The organism is Streptomyces sp. NPDC000134, from assembly GCF_042899225.1.
In the GTDB taxonomy this organism is placed as follows: Bacteria; Actinomycetota; Actinomycetes; order Streptomycetales; family Streptomycetaceae; genus Streptomyces.
The window spans coordinates 1-18071 of record NZ_JBIAZN010000030.1 but is presented as its reverse complement, the minus strand read 5'-3'; the positions used below and the strand labels follow the sequence as shown (position 1 = coordinate 18071).

Sequence of the window (18071 nt, the reverse complement as noted above, 5' to 3'; positions counted from 1 at the left end):
CGGCTGCCCAGCACGTCAGAAGGGGGCCCGGTGGCCGCACAGGCTCAACAGGATTCAGCGGTCGGCTCGGTGCACGACCCCGTACAGGACTCCGTACGGGACCGAGAGATCAGCGGGGAACAGGAACACCTGGACCGGGTGTACCGCCGCCTGGAGGAGAAGATCCACGAGGCGGAGTTCCTCATGCACGACGCGGCCCGCCGCGGCCAGGTCGGCACGCCCGGCGCACTGGCCGAGCGCGACGCCCAGGTGTTCCGGGCGGGCGTCCACCTCAACCGGCTGAACAACGAGTTCGAGGACTTCCTCTTCGGCCGGATCGACCTGCTGCCCGGCAAGGACGGCAAGAAGGGCCCCGACGGCGCGTACACCGCCGTGGAGCCCGCCGAGGGCGCGGTCCGGCCGGACCGCACCGCCGACATCGCCGAGACCCTGCACATCGGCCGGATCGGCGTCCTGGACGCCGACTACGCCCCGCTGGTCATCGACTGGCGGGCGCCGGCCGCCGCGCCCTTCTACCGCTCCACCCCGGTCGATCCGGGCCGCGTGGTGCGCCGCCGCGTCATCCGCTCCAAGGGCCGCCGGGTGCTCGGCGTCGAGGACGACCTGATGCGCCCGGAGATCACGGCCCACCTGGACGGCGAGGAACTCGCCGTCATCGGCGACGGCGCCCTGATGGCCGCCCTCGGCCAGGCCCGCACCCACTCCATGCGGGACATCGTCGCCTCCATCCAGGCCGAGCAGGACCTGGTCATCCGCGCCCCCGCCGCCTCCGTGACGTACGTCGAGGGCGGCCCCGGCACCGGCAAGACCGCCGTCGCCCTGCACCGGGCGGCGTACCTGCTCTACCAGGACCGGCGCCGGTACGCGGGCGGCATCCTCATCGTCTCGCCGACCCCGCTGCTGGTGGCGTACACCGAGGGCGTGCTGCCCTCGCTCGGCGAGGAGGGCCAGGTCGCGATCCGCGCGATGGGCGCCCTGGTCGACGGCGTGGAGGCCACGCTGTACGACAGCCCGGCCGCCGCCCGCGCCAAGGGCTCCGCCCGGATGCTGAAGGTGCTGCGCAAGGCGGCGCGCGGAGCGCTGGAGGGGAACGATTCACCGGCCCTGCTGCGGGTCGTCGCCTTCGGCCGCCGCCTCGAACTGGAGGCCGAGGAACTGGCGGAGATCCGGCGCACCGCCCTCGGCGGCACCGCCCCGGTCAACCTGCTGCGCCCGCGCGCCCGCAAGCTGCTGCTGGACGCCCTGTGGGCGAGATCCGGCGCCGCCGGCCGCCACACCGACCCGGAGCTGGCCGCCGAGCTGCGCTCCTCCTTCGACGAGGACGTCGCCTCGGAGGACGCCTTCACCGCCTTCCTGGACGCCTGGTGGCCCGAGCTGACCCCGCGGTCGGTGCTCGCCGCCATGGCCGACGAGAAGCGGCTGGGCCGCTGGGCGCGCCGGGTGCTGAACCCGGGGGAGGTGCGCAAGGTGGCCCGTTCGCTGCGCCGCGAGGGCCTCTCCGTGCACGACGTCGCCCTGCTCGACGAACTCCAGGCGATCCTCGGCGCCCCGGCCCGCCCCCGCCGCAAGCGCGAGATGGACCCGCTGGACCAGCTCACCGGCCTGGAGGAGCTGATGCCGCAGCGCGAGGAGAGCCGCCGCGAGCGGGCCGAGCGCCTCGCCCAGGAACGCACCGAGTACGCCCATGTCATCGTCGACGAGGCGCAGGACCTCACGCCGATGCAGTGGCGCATGGTCGGCCGCCGCGGCCGGCACGCCACCTGGACGATCGTCGGCGACCCGGCCCAGTCCTCCTGGTCCGACCCGGACGAGGCGGCGGCGGCCCGGGACGAGGCCCTGGGCTCCCGCCCGCGCCGCCGCTTCCGGCTCACCGTCAACTACCGCAACCCGGCCGAGATCGCCGACCTGGCGGCCAAGGTGCTGGCGCTGGCCATGCCGGGCTCCGAGTCGCCGTCGGCGGTGCGCTCCACGGGCGTCGAGCCGCGTTTCGCGGTCGTCCGGGACGGCTCGCTGCCCGACACCGTGCGCGCGGAGGCCGAGCACCTGCTGGCGCGGGTGGACGGCACGGTCGGCGTGGTCGTCGCCATGAACCGGCGCGAGGAGGCCCGGCGCTGGCTGGCCGGGCTCGGCGACCGGGTGGTGGCCCTCGGCAGCCTGGAGGCCAAGGGCCTGGAGTACGACGCGACGGTGGTCGTCTCGCCCGCCGAGATCGCGGACGAGTCCCCGGCCGGCCTGCGGGTGCTCTACGTCGCCCTGACCCGGGCCACCCAGCAGCTCACGGTCGTCTCCGGCGACCGGGACGAGCCGGACGCGGACGGGGTCCCGGACCTGCTGCGCGACTGAGGGCACCGCACGCACGAGGCCCGCGCCGTCGGGGACGGCGCGGGCCTCACGCATGTCTTGAGTGGCACCGACCCGCCATGCTCGCCTCGCGGCAAGTGGTCGCTCGTAGCGACGAAGGTTGGGCCCGGGGGCTTGGATCGGGCCGGTGCCACGTCCAAGGTAACAAACGATTCCCGTAAGACAATTCCCGTCCCGTGGGTTATTTGCGGTGAGTCCGGGAACCCCTTCCCCCTCCGCGCGACTTCTCGTATGGTGGAAGTAGTTTTCCGAAACCGTCGGCCCGTCATCTGTACGGCGCGCGAACACAACGTTCGCAATCCGGGGCGACTACCACGTACCCAGGGGTAGGTGCGACGATCGGACGGCACAAACAAGCGACACGGTGAAAGCAGAGGAAGTCGGCCATGGCAACGGCGCCCAGCGTCTCCTACTCGATGACCATCAGGCTGGAGGTGCCCGCGAGCGGGACGGCGGTCTCGCAGCTCACCACGGCCGTGGAGTCCTCCGGAGGCTCGGTGACCGGCCTCGACGTCACGGCGTCCGGCCACGAGAAGCTCCGCATCGACGTCACCATCGCCGCCACCTCCACCGCCCACGCCGACCAGATCGTGCAGCAGCTCAAGGGCATCGAGGGCGTCACGCTGGGCAAGGTCTCCGACCGTACCTTCCTGATGCACCTCGGCGGCAAGATCGAGATGGCGTCGAAGCACCCCATCCGCAACCGCGACGACCTCTCCATGGTCTACACGCCCGGCGTGGCCCGGGTGTGCATGGCGATCGCCGAGAACCCCGAGGACGCCCGCCGCCTGACCATCAAGCGCAACTCCGTCGCGGTCGTCACCGACGGCTCCGCGGTGCTGGGCCTGGGCAACATCGGCCCGAAGGCCGCGCTGCCGGTGATGGAGGGCAAGGCGGCCCTGTTCAAGCGGTTCGCCGGGATCGACGCCTGGCCGATCTGCCTGGACACCCAGGACACCGACGCGATCGTCGAGATCGTCAAGGCCATCGCCCCGGGCTTCGCCGGCATCAACCTGGAGGACATCTCCGCGCCCCGCTGCTTCGAGATCGAGGCCCGGCTGCGCGAGGCCCTGGACATCCCGGTCTTCCACGACGACCAGCACGGCACCGCCATCGTCGTCCTCGCCGCCCTCACCAACGCCCTGCGGGTGGTCGGGAAGGGCATCGACAGCGTCCGGGTCGTCATGTCCGGCGCCGGCGCGGCCGGCACGGCCATCCTCAAGCTGCTGCTCGCCGCGGGCGTGAAGAACGCCGTGGTCGCCGACATCCACGGCGTGGTGCACGCCGGCCGCGAGGACCTCGTCGACGCCGCCCCCGGGTCCGCGCTGCGCTGGATCGCCGACAACACCAACCCCGAGAACCTCACCGGCACCCTCAAGGAGGCCGTGCGCGGCGCCGACGTCTTCATCGGCGTCTCCGCGCCCAATGTGCTGGACGGCGAGGACGTGGCCGCCATGGCCGACGGGGCGATCGTGTTCGCGCTCGCGAACCCCGACCCCGAGGTCGACCCGGCGATCGCCCGCCAGACCGCCGCGGTGGTGGCCACCGGCCGCTCCGACTTCCCGAACCAGATCAACAACGTGCTGGTCTTCCCGGGTGTCTTCCGCGGCCTGCTGGACGCCCAGTCCCGCACGGTCAACACCGAGATGATGCTCGCGGCCGCGAAGGCGCTGGCCGACGTGGTGACCGAGGACGAGCTGAACCCGAACTACATCGTGCCGAGCGTCTTCAACGACAAGGTCGCCGGGGCCGTCGCCGGCGCGGTGCGGGAGGCCGCCAAGGCCGCCGGGGCCACCGCCCCCTGATCCGGGACCGGGCCGGGACCCCTCCGGGCCCGCCGGGCTGTGAGGATCGCCACGGATCGGACCCGGCGCGTCGGGGAACCCGGTCCGGGGAGACGCACTCTAGGGTGGCGGCCGGGCGCAACCGCCTCATCGTGTGACTCCCAAGGGTGTTCTCACGACTCCTGCGGGTGCCGGATTGGCTTTACCGCCGCAGGTGGAGGCAGGATGCCTCCCTGGGCGCGTGGGTCCGGCGACGGACCCGGGTCCGGGGACTGTCCGAGGACCCTGGCAGCATCGGCTTCGCTGTGCCCATCATGCGGCTCCGCCGCGTGGCACGCCTCAACGGCAAGAAGAACACGGGAGTAACAACATGAACCGCAGTGAGCTGGTGGCCGCGCTGGCCGACCGCGCCGAGGTGACCCGCAAGGACGCCGACGCCGTGCTGGCCGCGTTCGCCGAGGTCGTCGGCGACATCGTCTCCAAGGGGGACGAGAAGGTCACCGTCCCCGGCTTCCTGACCTTCGAGCGCACCCACCGTGCCGCTCGCACCGCCCGCAACCCGCAGACCGGCGAGCCGATCCAGATCCCGGCCGGCTACAGCGTGAAGGTCTCCGCGGGCTCCAAGCTCAAGGAAGCCGCCAAGGGCAAGTGAGCGTTCACGTGTGAGCGCCGCGGGGATCTGCCGGCGGGCCCGTCGTGGCCGGCCGCGCGGCTCCCCGCGCCCCTTCCAGGGGTGCTTCAGGAAAACGCCGATGGGGCGGTCACCCGGGTCCGGGTGACCGCCCCATCGGCGTACGTCCGTATCAGCCGAGCGCCTTGCCCGGCAGCTCGACCTTCGCGCCGAGTTCCACGAGCTTCTCCATGAAGTTCTCGTAGCCCCGGTTGATCAGGTCGATGCCGTGCACCCGGGAGGTGCCCTGGGCCGCGAGGGCGGCGATCAGGTACGAGAAGCCGCCGCGCAGGTCGGGGATGACCAGGTCGGCGCCCTCCAGCTTGGTCGGGCCGGAGACGACCGCCGAGTGCAGGAAGTTGCGCTGGCCGAAGCGGCAGTCGGAGCCGCCCAGGCACTCGCGGTAGAGCTGGATGTGGGCGCCCATCTGGTTGAGCGCGGAGGTGAAGCCCAGCCGGGACTCGTAGACCGTCTCGTGGACGATGGACAGGCCCGTGGCCTGCGTCAGCGCCACCACCAGCGGCTGCTGCCAGTCCGTCTGGAAACCGGGGTGCACGTCCGTCTCCAGCGCGATGGACTTCAGCCGGCCGCCCGGGTGCCAGAAGCGGATGCCCTGGTCGTCGATGTCGAAGGCGCCGCCCACCTTGCGGTAGGTGTTCAGGAACGTCATCATCGAGCGCTGCTGGGCGCCGCGGACGTAGATGTTCCCCTCGGTCGCCAGCGCCGCCGACGCCCAGGAGGCGGCCTCCAGGCGGTCGGGCAGGGCCTGGTGGTTGTAGCCGCCCAGGATGTCCACGCCGGTGATCCGGATCGTCCGGTCGGTGTCCATCGCGATGATCGCGCCCATCTTCTGCAGGACGCAGATGAGGTCCTCGATCTCGGGCTCGACGGCCGCGTTGGAGAGTACCGTCACGCCCTCGGCGAGCACCGCCGTCAGCAGCACCTGCTCGGTCGCGCCGACCGAGGGGTAGGGCAGCCGGATCTTGGTGCCGCGCAGCCGCTGCGGGGCCTCCAGGTACTGGCCGTCCGCCCGCTTCTCGATGGTCGCGCCGAACTGCCGCAGCACGTCGAAGTGGAAGTCGATGGGCCGGCCGCCGATGTCGCAGCCGCCCAGCCCCGGGATGAAGGCGTGGCCGAGGCGGTGCAGCAGCGGCCCGCAGAACAGGATCGGGATGCGCGAGGAACCCGCGTGGGCATCGATGTCGGCGACGTTCGCGCTCTCCACGCGGGTCGGATCGAGCACCAGCTCGCCCGGCTCCTCGCCGGGACGGACGGTCACCCCGTGCAGTTGCAGCAGCCCGCGTACGACCCGCACGTCGCGGATGTCCGGCACGTTGCGCAGTCGGCTCGGCGCGCTGCCGAGCAGCGCGGCGACCATGGCCTTCGGTACGAGGTTCTTCGCACCGCGGACACGGATCTCGCCCTCCAGCGGGGTTCCGCCGTGGACAAGCAGTACGTCATCAGCGCCGTTGACGGTCATGAATCTCGCGTTCCGTGGAGTGGGGCAGGGGCCAGAAGGGAAAGGGTAATCGTCCGCGAGCCCCCTTCCGTATGCCCGCGGACCGCCCGCACGGTCATGGGTCTGTCACAACACGGACCGTTCCCCGGCGGGCACTTTCGGTGACCGGAGCGGGCGGATGCCGGGGGCGTACCGGTGCCCGCCTGAGCTGCGTTCACTCCCGTGCCCCCGATTGCCTCCCCACGGGAAGACAAGATGCGGGATCATGTCAGGCATGACGGAGGTGTCCTCGCTCACAGGGCGGCTGCTCGTGGCCACGCCGGCCCTGGCGGACCCCAATTTCGACCGCGCGGTGGTGCTCCTCCTCGACCACGACGAGGAGGGCTCCCTCGGCGTCGTCCTCAACCGCCCCACCCCCGTGGACGTCGGCGACATCCTGGAGGACTGGGCGGAACTGGCCGGCGAGCCCGGCGTGGTCTTCCAGGGCGGCCCGGTCTCCCTGGACTCGGCCCTCGGCGTCGCGGTCGTCCCCGGCGAGACGGACGGCGCGAGCGCCCCGCTGGGCTGGCGCCGGGTGCACGGCGCGATCGGCCTGGTCGACCTGGAGGCCCCGCCGGAGCTGCTGGCCTCCGCCGTCGGCTCGCTGCGGATCTTCGCCGGGTACGCCGGCTGGGGCCCGGGGCAACTGGAGGACGAACTGGTCGAGGGCGCCTGGTACGTCGTGGAGTCCGAGCCCGGCGACGTCTCCTCGCCGTCCCCGGAGCGCCTGTGGCGCGAGGTGCTGCGCCGCCAGCGCAACGAGCTGGCGATGGTGGCCACGTACCCGGACGACCCTTCGCTCAACTGAAGCGCGGGTGCTTTCAGTACCCTGGCTTGCATGAGCACTCTCGAGCCCGAGCGCGGGACTGGTACGGGGACCCTCGTAGAGCCGACGCCACAGGTGTCCCACGGCGACGGTGACCACGAGCGCTTCGCCCACTACGTCCAGAAGGACAAGATCATGGCGAGCGCCCTCGACGGCACCCCCGTCGTGGCGCTGTGCGGCAAGGTGTGGGTACCGGGCCGCGATCCGAAGAAGTACCCCGTGTGCCCCATGTGCAAGGAGATCTACGAGTCCATGAGCGCCGGCGGCGACGAGGGCAAGGGCGGCGACAAGAAGTAAGAGGTCCGGTGAGGCCCCCGCAGCGCGTTCCGCACGCGCTGCGGGGGCCTTTGTGCGTCTCGGGGTCACGAAGTGGTGGAGACCTCTTGTGGAGGTGTTCACCGACTCCCTAGCCTCCGGAGTGTTGTGCAGAGCGAAACCGTCATTGCATATGTTGCAACGCACGTCCGGAGGAACTCTCCATGAAGCTCGCCCCCCGACTGGCCGTATTCCTGGCCGCCGTCACCCTCGGCGCCGCCGCCTGCGCCCCGCAGACCTCCGGCAACTCCTCCTCCGGCAAGGACGAGAAGACCGGCACCCTGCGCGTCTGGCTGTTCCAGGAGGTCAACAACAAGCCCAAGGAACAGGCCGTCGACGCCGTCCTCGCCGGCTTCCGCGAGGCCCACGAGGACGCCGAGGTCGACGTCGAGTACATCCCCGTCGAGACCCGCGCCCAGCGCATCAAGGCCGCCTTCAACGACCCCGCCTCCGCCCCCGACGTCATCGAGTACGGCAACACCGACACCGCCGGATACGTCGCGGACGGCGGACTCGCCGACGTCACCGCCGAGTTCGGCGCCTGGGACGAGGCGAAGGACACCGACCCCACCGCCCGCCGCTCGGTCACCGTCGGCGGCAAGGTCTACGGGGCGCCGTACTTCGTGGGCGTACGGGCCCTGTACTACCGCACCGACCTCTTCGAGAAGCACGGCCTCGAAGTCCCCCGCTCGCTGGCCGAACTGGCGTCCACCGCCCGGGAGCTGCGCGCCGCCGAGCCCGGTCTGTACGGCCTCGCCGTGGGCGGCGCCTACACCTACGGCGCGCTGCCCTTCCTGTGGGCGCACGGCGGCGAACTGACCACCGGCGAGGACGGCAGGTACACCGCCGCCGTGGACAGCGCCGCCGCGCGCAAGGGCATCGAGGCGTACACCTCCCTCTTCGGCGACGACAACTGCCCCACCGCCAAGTGCGCGGGCATGGGCGGCAACGACACGGTCACCGCGTTCGCCTCCGGGAAGGCGGGCATGGCCATCGGCGGCGACTTCAGCCACCAGGCCGTGGAGGCGGGCGTGGTCAAGGGCAAGTACGCGGTCGTGCCGCTGCCCGGCGTGCAGCCGGGCTCGGTCGCCCCGGCCTTCGCGGGCGGCAACAACATCGGCGTCCTGAAGTCCACCGCGCACCGGTCCCTCGCCGTCGACCTGATGAAGAGGCTGGCGTCCAAGCAGGCGCAGGAGAAGCTGTTCGAGGCGATGGGCTTCCTGCCGACCTTCACGGACGTACGCGAGCGGGCGGCCGAGTCCGAGCCGTTCGTCGAGCCGTTCGTCGACACGCTCGCGGCCGGGACCCGGTTCGTGCCCGCCTCCCCGGCCTGGGCGCAGATCGACTCCTCGCTGGTGCTGCCGACCATGTTCCAGGAGATCGTCAGCGGCAAGAAGGACGTGGCGGGCGCCGCGGGCGACGCGGCGCGGAAGATGGACGACGCCTTCGGGGCCGCCGGATGACGGCGACCCCCCGGGCCCGGACCACCACCCCCTGGATCTACCTCGCGCCCGCCCTGGTCGTCCTCGCCGGGCTGCTCGTCTACCCCATCTACCAGCTCGGCCTGATCTCCTTCCTGGAGTACACCCAGGCCCAGGTCAGCGGCGGGCAGGCCACCTCCTTCCGGGGCCTGGGCAACTACGCCGAACTGTTCGGGGACGCGGAGTTCTGGCGGGTGCTGGTCGCCACCGTCGTCTTCGCCGCCGTCTGCGTGGTCAGCACCCTGGCCGTCGGCTGCGCGCTCGCCGTGCTGCTCACCCGGGTGCGGGCCGTGCCCCGGCTGGTGCTGATGCTGGCCGCGCTGGGCGCCTGGGCGACCCCCGCGGTCACCGGATCGACGGTGTGGCTGCTGCTGTTCGACCCGGACTTCGGGCCGGTCAACCGCGTCCTCGGACTCGGCGACCACTCCTGGACGTACGGGCGCTACAGCGCGTTCGCGCTGGTCCTGCTCGAAGTGGTGTGGTGCTCCTTCCCGTTCGTGATGGTCACCGTCTACGCGGGCATCCGCGCCGTCCCCGCCGAGGTGCTGGAGGCCGCCGCCCTGGACGGCGCCTCGCAGTGGCGGATCTGGCGCTCGGTGCTGGCCCCGATGCTCCGCCCGATCCTGGTCGTCGTCACCGTCCAGTCGGTGATCTGGGACTTCAAGGTCTTCACCCAGATCTACGTCATGACGGGCGGCGGCGGCATCGCCGGCCAGAACCTCGTGCTCAACGTCTACGCCTACCAGAAGGCGTTCGCGTCCTCGCAGTACAGCCTCGGTTCGGCGATCGGCGTGGTGATGCTGCTGATCCTGCTCGCCGTGACCCTCGGCTATCTGCGGCTGCTGCGCCGCCAGGGGGAGGAACTGTGAGGCGTCCGTGGAGGTTCGCCGCCGAGGCGTCGGCGCTGCTGGTCGCGGCCGTGGTCGCGTTCCCCCTGTACTGGATGGTGCTCAGCGCCTTCAAACCGGCCGGGGAGATCGAGTCGGACACCCCCCGGCCGTGGACGCTGACGCCCTCCCTCGACTCGTTCCGGCGGGTCTTCGGACAGCAGGAATTCGGCCGGTACTTTCTCAACAGCCTGTTCGTCGCGGGCACCGTGGTGATCGCCTCGGCGCTGATCGCGTTTCTCGCCGCGACGGCCGTGACGCGTTTCCGCTTCCGTTTCCGCACCACCTTGCTGATCATGTTCCTGGTGGCCCAGATGGTGCCCGTGGAAGCGCTCACCATCCCGCTGTTCTTCCTCATGCGCGACCTCGGGCAGTTGAACACCCTGGGATCGCTGATCCTGCCCCACATCGCCTTCTCGCTGCCCTTCGCGATCTGGATGCTGAGGGGGTTCGTGAAAGCCGTGCCGGAGGCCCTGGAGGAGGCCGCCTACCTGGACGGGGCGAGCCGCGCCCGATTCCTCTGGCAGGTCCTTTTCCCGCTGGTCTTCCCCGGCCTGGTGGCCACCAGCGTGTTCTCGTTCATCTCCACCTGGAACGACTTCCTGTTCGCCAAGTCGTTCATCATCAGCGACACCTCCCAGTCGACCCTGCCGATGGCCCTGCTGGTGTTCTACAAACCCGACGACCCCGACTGGGGCGGTGTGATGGCCGCGTCCACGGTGATGACCGTCCCCGTACTGGTCTTCTTCGTCCTCGTACAACGACGACTCGTCTCCGGCCTCGGCGGAGCGGTGAAGGACTGACATGAGTGAACTCACGCACCTCGTCCCGGCGGCCCGGACCGCCGCCCCGGCCCCCGGCGCGGGCGTCCCGCTGACGGCGTCCACCACCCTGTGGGCCGCGCCCGGCACCGGCACCGCCGAACGCTGGCTGCGCACCGCCCTCGGCCCCGCCCTCGGCCTGCCGCTGCACCCCGGCCCCGAGGACGCCGACGGGGCCGTACGGCTGCGGCTGGACGGCTCCCTGGCGCCCGAGGCGTACCGGCTGGCGGCCGACGGGCACGGCGTCACCCTCACCGGCGGCGGACCGGCCGGCGTGTTCTGGGCCGCCCAGACCCTGCGTCAGCTCCTCGGCCCCGACGCCTTCCGCCGCGCGCCCCTCGACCCCGGCCGGACCTGGACGGTGCCCGCCGGGACCGTCGAGGACGGGCCCCGGTTCCGCTGGCGCGGACTGATGCTGGACGTCGCCCGGCACTTCATGCCCAAGGACGGCGTGCTGCGCTATCTCGATCTGATGGCCGCGCACAAACTCAACGTCTTCCACTTCCACCTGACCGACGACCAGGGCTGGCGCGTGGAGATCAAGCGCTACCCGAAGCTCACGGAGACCGGTTCCTGGCGGCCCCGGACGAAATTCGGCCACCGCGCCTCCCCGCACTGGGAGGAGAAGCCGCACGGCGGTTTCTACACCCAGGACGACATCCGCGAGATCGTCGCCTACGCCGCCGAACGGCACATCACCGTCGTCCCCGAAATCGACGTCCCCGGCCACTCCCAGGCCGCCATCGCCGCCTATCCCGAACTCGGCAACACCGATGTCGTCGACACCGCCGCGCTCGGCGTCTGGGACACCTGGGGGATCTCCCCGAACGTCCTCGCCCCCACCGAGCACACCCTGCGCTTCTACGAGGGCGTGTTCGAAGAACTCCTCGGCCTCTTCCCGTCCGAGTTCATTCACGTCGGCGGCGACGAATGCCCCAAGGAGCAGTGGCGGCGCTCGGCGACCGCGAAGGCCCGCATGGAGGACCTCCGGCTCGCGGGCGAGGACGAACTGCAGGCGTGGTTCATCGGGCACTTCGACGCCTGGCTCGCCGAGCGCGGACGCCGGCTCATCGGCTGGGACGAGATCCTGGAGGGCGGCCTCGCCCCCCGCGCGGCGGTCTCCTCCTGGCGCGGCTACCAGGGCGGTATCGCCGCCGCCCGCGCCGGACACGACGTCGTCATGTGCCCCGAGCAGCACGTCTACCTCGACCACCGGCAGGACGGCGGCCCCGACGAACCCGTGCCGATCGGATACGTGCGCACCCTGGAGGACGTCTACCGGTTCGAGCCGGTGCCGTCCGAGCTGACGGCCGAGGAGAGCCGGCGCGTCCTCGGCACCCAGGCCAACCTCTGGACCGAGGTGATGGAGAGCCCGGCGCGGGTGGACTACCAGGCGTTCCCCAGGCTCGCCGCCTTCGCCGAGGTCGCCTGGAGCGCCCTGCCCGCCCCGGCGGAACGGGACTTCGCGGACTTCGCGCGCCGGATGGGCGAGCACTACCGCAGGCTCGACGCGCTCGGCGTCTCCTACCGGCCGCCCACCGGACCCCGGCCCTGGCAGCGCCGGCCCGGAGTGCCGGGCCGGCCGATCGACGGCCGGCCGCCGCGGCGCTGACGCCGCCCGCCTCGAACACGTACCGCGAACAAGTACGGGAGAACACGCCCGCCTTCACCGGAGAGTGGCAATTCGCGCACACCGGTGATGCCGTGTGAAAACGGACCATCTCCCCGGTGAGGTGGGCGAATGCCTCCTAGCGGACCCCCGCGTCCGGGGGCTGCGATGATGTGCCAGAGTTGCCACGTCCGCCCTGTCAGCACGTACCGTACGGCAACACAGGCGGGACCAGGTGGGACAGCGGGAAGGGGCAGCCGGGTTGAGCACGCACGCACCGCAGGCGGCGCAGGCCGTCACGCTGCCCACAACACTGGACGAGGCCGTGGCGGCGCTCGCCGCCCTGCCCACCGCCGTACCGGTCGCCGGCGGCACCGACCTGATGACGGCCGTCAACTCCGGACAGCTCCGGCCCGCCGCCCTCGTCGGCCTCGGCCGGATCAGCGAGATCCGCGGCTGGCAGTACCAGGACGGCCACGCGCTGCTCGGCGCCGGACTCACCCACGCGCGCATGGGACGCCCCGACTTCGCCGCCCTCATCCCGGCGCTGGCCGCCGCCGCGCGGGCCGCGGGCCCGCCGCACATCCGCAACGCGGGCACCCTGGGCGGCAACATCGCCACCGCCGCGCCCACCGGGGACGCGCTGCCCGTCCTGGCCGCCCTGGAGGCGACGCTGATCATCGCGGGCCCGAGCGGAGCCCGCCGGGAGATCCCGGTGTCGCACCTGCTGGCGGGAGTGGAGATGCTCCGCGCGGGCGAACTCATCGGCTACGTGCGCGTGCCGCTGCTGCACGCCCCGCAGGTCTTCCTCAAGGCCACCGGCCGCACCGGCCCCGGCCGCGCGGTCGCCTCCGTGGCCCTGGTCCTCGACCCGGCCCGGCGCGGGGTGCGGTGCGCGGTCGGCGCCATAGCGCCCATGCCGCTCAGGCCCCTGGAGGCCGAGCACTGGGTCGCCCAGCTCATCGACTGGGACAACAACCGCGCGATCGTCCCCGAGGCGCTCACCGCCTTCGGCGAGTACGTCGCCGCAGCCTGCATCCCGGACCCCGCCCCCGCCGAGGACGGGTCCGTGCCGCAGCTTCCGCCCGCCGTACTGCACCTGCGGCGCACCGTCGCCGCGCTGGCCCGACGAGCACTGGGGAGGGCGCTGACGTGAGCGACGACCAGCACGGACAGGGCGTGCCCGAGGGCGGCGGACGCTGGGACCCGCTGCCCCAGGGCGACTACGACGACGGCGCCACCGCCTTCGTGAAACTCCCCGAGGGCGGCATCGACGCGCTCCTCGACTCCGTCGACAGCCCCCTCGCGGCCCCCGGCCACGGCTACGTGCCCCCGCCGATAACGGTCACCCCCGCGACCACCGCGGGCACCGACCCGGCGGCGACCGGCACCTGGGCGATGCCGTCCGCGCCGGTCGACGGCGCGCAGTGGCAGGCCCCGGAGACCGGGCCGCGGCAGCCGTACGGGGAGCCGGAGCGGGGCGGGGAACAGCCGTACGGGCAGCACGAACAGCGGTTCTACGGGCAGCCGGACGAGGCCGGGCAGCGGCCGTACGAGCAGCAGGACCACGGTGGGGAGCGGCCGTACGGGCAGTACGGCGACGGTGGGCAGCAGCCCTACGGGCAGCACGACCAGCAGCCCTACGGCCGGCCGGACGAGGCCGGGCAGGACGACCAGTTCGTGTACCGCCCGGGTGCCACCGGGCACTGGGACTTCTCGCAGGCCGCCGCGGAGGAGTCGGCGGCGCCGCCCGCGCCCGGTCACGACGTCACCGGGCAGTGGTCCATCCCCGTCGCCGGGGGCGACCTGCCGGACGAGTCCGGTGAGTTCACCACGTCCGCCCTGGTCGAGCAGTGGGGCGGCACCCCGCCGGCCACCCTCCCGGGCGGCGCGCCCGCGCCCTGGGCGACCCAGGCGACGGGACAGCCGTGGGGACAGCCGCCGGCCGCCGATGACACCCACGGGGGCGTTGAGGCCCCTGAGGGCCCCGCTGAGCCCCCGGAGCAGCCCGCCCCCGCCGCCGAGCCGGAGACGGCACCGGAGGCGGCACAGGAAGCGCTGACGCCCGCCGGGGCCGAGCCTCAGGCGGCGGACGAGCCCGAGCCGGGCGCGGCACCCGGCCCCGACGCGGAGCCCGCACCCGGCGACGCCCCGGAGGACACCGCCCCCGAACCGGAGGAGCGGGCGGAGCGGGAGGAGCGGGCGGAGCCTGAGGGCACCGCCGCCCCGGCGGACGATGCCACGCGCGCTCCGGAGGCGGAGGCCGAACGCGAGGCCGAGGCCGAGGGCGCGAGCGAGGCCGAAAACGAGAGCGAGTCCCAGGCCGAGGCGCAGACCGATTCCCAGGCCGAGGCGCAGGCCGAGGCGCAGGCCGAGCCCCAGGTCGAGGCGCAGGCCGAGCCTCAGGCCGAGGCCGAGGGCGACTCGCCCGAGGCCCCCGCCCCCGTCGTCGAGGCCCCCGCCCCCGAGGTCGCCGCCGTCCTCCACGAGGAGCACCCCCTCGCCTCGTACGTCCTCCGCGTCAACGGCACCGACCGGCCCGTCACCGACGCCTGGATCGGGGAGTCGCTGCTCTACGTGCTGCGGGAGCGGCTCGGCCTCGCGGGCGCCAAGGACGGCTGCTCGCAGGGCGAGTGCGGCGCCTGCAACGTGCAGGTCGACGGCCGCCTGGTCGCCTCCTGCCTGGTCCCGGCCGTGACCGCGGCGGGCAGCGAGGTCCGTACGGTCGAGGGCCTGGCCGCCGGCGGGCAGTCGTCGGACGTGCAGCGGGCGCTCGCCAGGTGCGGCGCGGTGCAGTGCGGTTTCTGCGTGCCCGGCATGGCGATGACCGTGCACGACCTGCTGGAGGGCAACCCGGCGCCGACCGCCCTGGAGACCCGCCAGGCGCTCTGCGGCAACCTGTGCCGCTGCTCGGGCTACCGGGGCGTCCTGCGGGCCGTCGAGGAGGTCGTCGCCGAGCGCGAGGCGCACGCGGCGGCCGACGCGGCTGAACAGGACACCGGCGAGGCGCGTATCCCGCACCAGGCGGGCCCCGGCGCCGGCGGCGTCAACGCGTCGGCCTTCGAGGCGCCGTCCGTGTTCGAGTCGCCGACGGCCTTCGACCCGCCGCACCCGCCCGGCGCGCCCGCCGGTCCGCAGCCCCCGGCACCGCACGCGCCGCACGACCAGCACCCACCGCATGACCAGCACGCGCCGCACGACCGGCACGCGCCGCATGACCAGCACGCGCCGCACGACCGGCACGCGCCGCATGACCGGCACGCGCCGCACGACCAGCACCCACCGCACGACCAGCACCCACCGCACGACCGGCACGACGGCCAGGACGGAGGCCACGCGTGACCCACGAAGCAGCCACCGCGGAGGCCGCGGCGACCGCGGAGGCGGCCCCCGCCCCCGAACCGATCCCGCACGGCCTCGGCGCGTCCCTGCCGCCCGCCGACGCCCGCGCCAAGACGGAGGGCACCTTCCCGTACGCCGCCGACCTGTGGGCCGAGGGCCTGCTCTGGGCGGCCGTGCTGCGCTCGCCGCACCCGCACGCGCGCATCGTGTCCATCGACACCACCCACGCACGCGAGATGCCCGGCGTACGGGCGGTCGTCACGCACGCGGACGTGACCGGCGCCCCCATGGTCGGACGCGGCCGGGCCGACCGGCCGGTGTTCGCCTCCGAGGTCGTACGCCACCACGGGGAGCCCATCGCCGCCGTCGCCGCCGACCACCCGGACACCGCGCGGATGGCCGCCGCCGCCGTCATCGTCGAGTACGAGGTGCTGGACCCGGTCACCGACCCCGAGCAGGCGTTCGAGGCCGAGCCGTTGCACCCCGACGGCAACCTGATCCGGCACATCCCGCTGCGCCACGGCGACCCGGAGGCGCACGGCGAGGTCGTCGTCGAGGGCCTGTACCGGATCGGCCGCCAGGACCCGGCGCCGATCGGTGCCGAGGCCGGGCTGGCCGTGCCCCGCCCGGACGGCGGCGTGGAGCTGTACCTCGCCTCCACCGACCCGCACACCGACCGCGACCTGGCCGCCGCCGCCTTCGGCCTGCCGCCCGAACAGGTGAAGATCGTCGTCACCGGTGTGCCCGGCGCCACCGCCGACCGCGAGGACCAGGGCTTCCAGCTCCCGCTCGGCCTGCTCGCGCTGAGGACCGGCTGCCCGGTCAAACTGACCGCCACGCGTGAGGAGTCCTTCCTCGGCCACGCCCACCGCCACCCCACCCTGCTGCGCTACCGCCACCACGCGGACGCCGAGGGCCGCCTGGTGAAGGTCGAGGCGCAGATCCTGCTGGACGCGGGCGCGTACGCCGACACCTCCTCCGACGCCCTGGCCGCCGCCGTCGCCTTCGCCTGCGGCCCGTACGTCGTCCCGAACGCGTTCATCGAGGGCTGGGCGGTCCGTACCAACAACCCGCCCTCCGGGCATGTGCGCGGCGAGGGCGCGATGCAGGTGTGCGCCGCGTACGAGGCGCAGATGGACAAGATCGCCAAGAAGCTGGGCCTGGACCCGGCCGAGGTGCGGCTGCGCAACGTCCTGGCCACCGGGGACGTCCTGCCGACCGGCCAGACCGTCACCTGCCCGGCGCCGGTCGCCGAACTCCTCCAGGCGGTACGCGACTTCCCGCTCCCGGCGCTGCCCAAGGACACGCCCGAGGAGGAGTGGCTGCTGCCCGGCGGCCCCGAGGGCGCGGGCGAACCGGGCGCGGTGCGCCGGGGCGTGGGCTACGGCATCGGCATGGTGCACATGCTCGGCGCGGAGGGCGCCGACGAGGTGTCCACGGCGACGGTCAAGGTCCAGGACGGCGTGGCCACCGTGCTCTGCGCGGCGGTGGAGACCGGCCAGGGCTTCAGCACGCTGGCCCGGCAGATCGTGCAGGAGACCCTCGGCGTGGACGAGGTGCACGTCGCCCCGGTCGACACCGACCAGCCCCCGGCCGGCGCGGGCTGCCGGGGCCGGCACACCTGGGTGTCGGGCGGCGCGGTGGAGCGGGCGGCCAGGATGGTCCGCACCCAGCTCCTCCAGCCGCTCGCGCACAAGTTCGGGATGTCCACCGAACTCCTCCAGATCGCCGACGGCAAGATCACCTCGTACGACGGCGTCCTGTCGACCACGGTCGCCGAGGAACTGGCCGGCAAGGAACTGTGGGCCACCGCCCAGTGCCGCCCGCACCCCACCGAACCCCTGAACGAGTCCGGCCAGGGCGACGCCTTCGTCGGCATGGCCTTCTGCGCCATCCGCGCGGTGGTCGACGTCGACATCGAACTGGGCTCGGTACGGGTCGTGGAACTCGCCGTCGCCCAGGACGTCGGCCGGATTCTCAACCCCGGCCAGCTCGCCGCCCGCATCGAGGCCGGCGTCACCCAGGGCGTGGGCATCGCGCTCACCGAGAACCTGCGCACCCCGCGCGGCCTGATCCGCCACCCCGACCTGACCGGCTACGCCCTGCCCACGGCCCTGGACGCCCCCGACATTCGGATCGTCAAGCTCGTCGAGGAACGGGACGTGGTGGCCCCGTTCGGCGCCAAGGCGGTCAGCGCCGTCCCGGTGGTCGCCTCCCCGGCGGCCGTCGCCTCCGCGGTACGCGCCGCCACCGGCCGCCCGGTCAGCCGGCTGCCGATCCGCCCCCAGGCCGCGGTCGTCACCTGAGTTCCTCCCGGCCCCGAGGCAACGCGCCGGGGCGCGAGACGCGTCCTACCCGGTGAACACGCCGTGGCCGAACCGGCGTTGATGCTCCTATTGCTGTCAAGCGGTTTGCAGCCAGTCGCGGTAGGCGTAGGTGAGGTCGTCGTCTCTGCTGAGACCTCGTTCGAGTCTGGA

13 protein-coding genes are annotated in these 18071 nt (G+C 73.0%); 12 read left to right on the top strand and 1 reads right to left on the bottom strand.

The features are described 5' to 3' along the window. The first annotated feature begins 30 nt into the window (after positions 1 to 30). The 3 genes from ACFY32_RS31710 to ACFY32_RS31700 all read left to right on the top strand — a co-directional run bounded on the left by ACFY32_RS31710 (position 31) and on the right by ACFY32_RS31700 (position 4797). Complete coding sequence (locus ACFY32_RS31710; protein WP_390676118.1) at positions 31 to 2343, top strand: HelD family protein; 2313 nt, start codon at positions 31 to 33, stop codon at positions 2341 to 2343. 404 nt (positions 2344 to 2747) lie between these two features. Continuing rightward, positions 2748 to 4166 carry an NAD-dependent malic enzyme gene (locus ACFY32_RS31705; protein WP_359202831.1) on the top strand — a complete coding sequence of 473 codons (1419 nt, stop codon included), beginning with the start codon at positions 2748 to 2750 and terminating at the stop codon, positions 4164 to 4166. A gap of 349 nt (positions 4167 to 4515) precedes the next feature. After that, complete coding sequence (locus tag ACFY32_RS31700; RefSeq protein WP_004987462.1) at positions 4516 to 4797, top strand: HU family DNA-binding protein; 282 nt, start codon at positions 4516 to 4518, stop codon at positions 4795 to 4797. 151 nt (positions 4798 to 4948) lie between these two features. Here the strand turns inward: ACFY32_RS31700 and murA are convergent, their stop codons facing one another. Continuing rightward, positions 4949 to 6295, bottom strand: coding sequence for a UDP-N-acetylglucosamine 1-carboxyvinyltransferase (murA, locus tag ACFY32_RS31695; protein WP_359202827.1), 1347 nt, complete (start codon positions 6293 to 6295; stop codon positions 4949 to 4951). Positions 6296 to 6548: 253 nt separating this feature from the next. On the opposite strand from murA, the gene ACFY32_RS31690 reads away from it, so the two are divergent. From ACFY32_RS31690 to ACFY32_RS31650, 9 genes are all read left to right on the top strand, one after another. Then, entirely contained in the window at positions 6549 to 7121 is a 573-nt protein-coding gene (locus ACFY32_RS31690; protein ID WP_359202824.1) for a YqgE/AlgH family protein, read from the top strand. Between the two features lie 30 nt (positions 7122 to 7151). Beyond that, positions 7152 to 7436 (top strand): DUF3039 domain-containing protein, encoded by a 285-nt coding sequence (locus tag ACFY32_RS31685; RefSeq protein WP_359202821.1) that lies wholly within the window; start codon positions 7152 to 7154, stop codon positions 7434 to 7436. 182 nt (positions 7437 to 7618) lie between these two features. After that, the gene (locus ACFY32_RS31680; protein ID WP_359202818.1) at positions 7619 to 8917 is read left to right on the top strand and encodes an extracellular solute-binding protein; all 1299 of its coding nucleotides are present in this window, start codon (positions 7619 to 7621) and stop codon (positions 8915 to 8917) included. Next, positions 8914 to 9804: a carbohydrate ABC transporter permease gene (locus ACFY32_RS31675; RefSeq protein ID WP_390676117.1), complete on the top strand. Its 891-nt coding sequence runs from the start codon at positions 8914 to 8916 to the stop codon at positions 9802 to 9804. The genes ACFY32_RS31680 and ACFY32_RS31675 overlap by 4 nt, the downstream gene beginning before the upstream one ends. Then, positions 9801 to 10625 (top strand): carbohydrate ABC transporter permease, encoded by an 825-nt coding sequence (locus tag ACFY32_RS31670; RefSeq protein WP_359202812.1) that lies wholly within the window; start codon positions 9801 to 9803, stop codon positions 10623 to 10625. Before ACFY32_RS31675 ends, ACFY32_RS31670 begins: the two co-directional genes overlap by 4 nt. Position 10626: 1 nt before the next feature. Then, positions 10627 to 12255 (top strand): beta-N-acetylhexosaminidase, encoded by a 1629-nt coding sequence (locus ACFY32_RS31665; protein WP_390676116.1) that lies wholly within the window; start codon positions 10627 to 10629, stop codon positions 12253 to 12255. 259 nt (positions 12256 to 12514) lie between these two features. Then, a complete protein-coding gene (locus tag ACFY32_RS31660) occupies positions 12515 to 13408 on the top strand; it encodes an FAD binding domain-containing protein (protein ID WP_359202806.1) in 894 nt (297 codons plus the stop codon). Next, on the top strand, positions 13405 to 15594 hold the full coding sequence (locus ACFY32_RS31655; protein WP_390676115.1) for a 2Fe-2S iron-sulfur cluster-binding protein: 2190 nt from the start codon (positions 13405 to 13407) through the stop codon (positions 15592 to 15594). The genes ACFY32_RS31660 and ACFY32_RS31655 overlap by 4 nt, the downstream gene beginning before the upstream one ends. After that, positions 15591 to 17900: a xanthine dehydrogenase family protein molybdopterin-binding subunit gene (locus ACFY32_RS31650; protein WP_390676114.1), complete on the top strand. Its 2310-nt coding sequence runs from the start codon at positions 15591 to 15593 to the stop codon at positions 17898 to 17900. Before ACFY32_RS31655 ends, ACFY32_RS31650 begins: the two co-directional genes overlap by 4 nt. Positions 17901 to 18071 lie beyond the last annotated feature (171 nt).

Coding starts and splice junctions, on each gene's coding strand:
- ACFY32_RS31665 (WP_390676116.1), top strand. CDS start 10,627: ATGAGTGAACTCACGCACCTCGTCCCGGCGGCCCGGACCGCCGCCCCG.
- ACFY32_RS31685 (WP_359202821.1), top strand. CDS start 7,152: ATGAGCACTCTCGAGCCCGAGCGCGGGACTGGTACGGGGACCCTCGTA.
- ACFY32_RS31675 (WP_390676117.1), top strand. CDS start 8,914: ATGACGGCGACCCCCCGGGCCCGGACCACCACCCCCTGGATCTACCTC.
- murA (WP_359202827.1), bottom strand. CDS start 6,295: ATGACCGTCAACGGCGCTGATGACGTACTGCTTGTCCACGGCGGAACC.
- ACFY32_RS31680 (WP_359202818.1), top strand. CDS start 7,619: ATGAAGCTCGCCCCCCGACTGGCCGTATTCCTGGCCGCCGTCACCCTC.
- ACFY32_RS31705 (WP_359202831.1), top strand. CDS start 2,748: ATGGCAACGGCGCCCAGCGTCTCCTACTCGATGACCATCAGGCTGGAG.
- ACFY32_RS31690 (WP_359202824.1), top strand. CDS start 6,549: ATGACGGAGGTGTCCTCGCTCACAGGGCGGCTGCTCGTGGCCACGCCG.
- ACFY32_RS31700 (WP_004987462.1), top strand. CDS start 4,516: ATGAACCGCAGTGAGCTGGTGGCCGCGCTGGCCGACCGCGCCGAGGTG.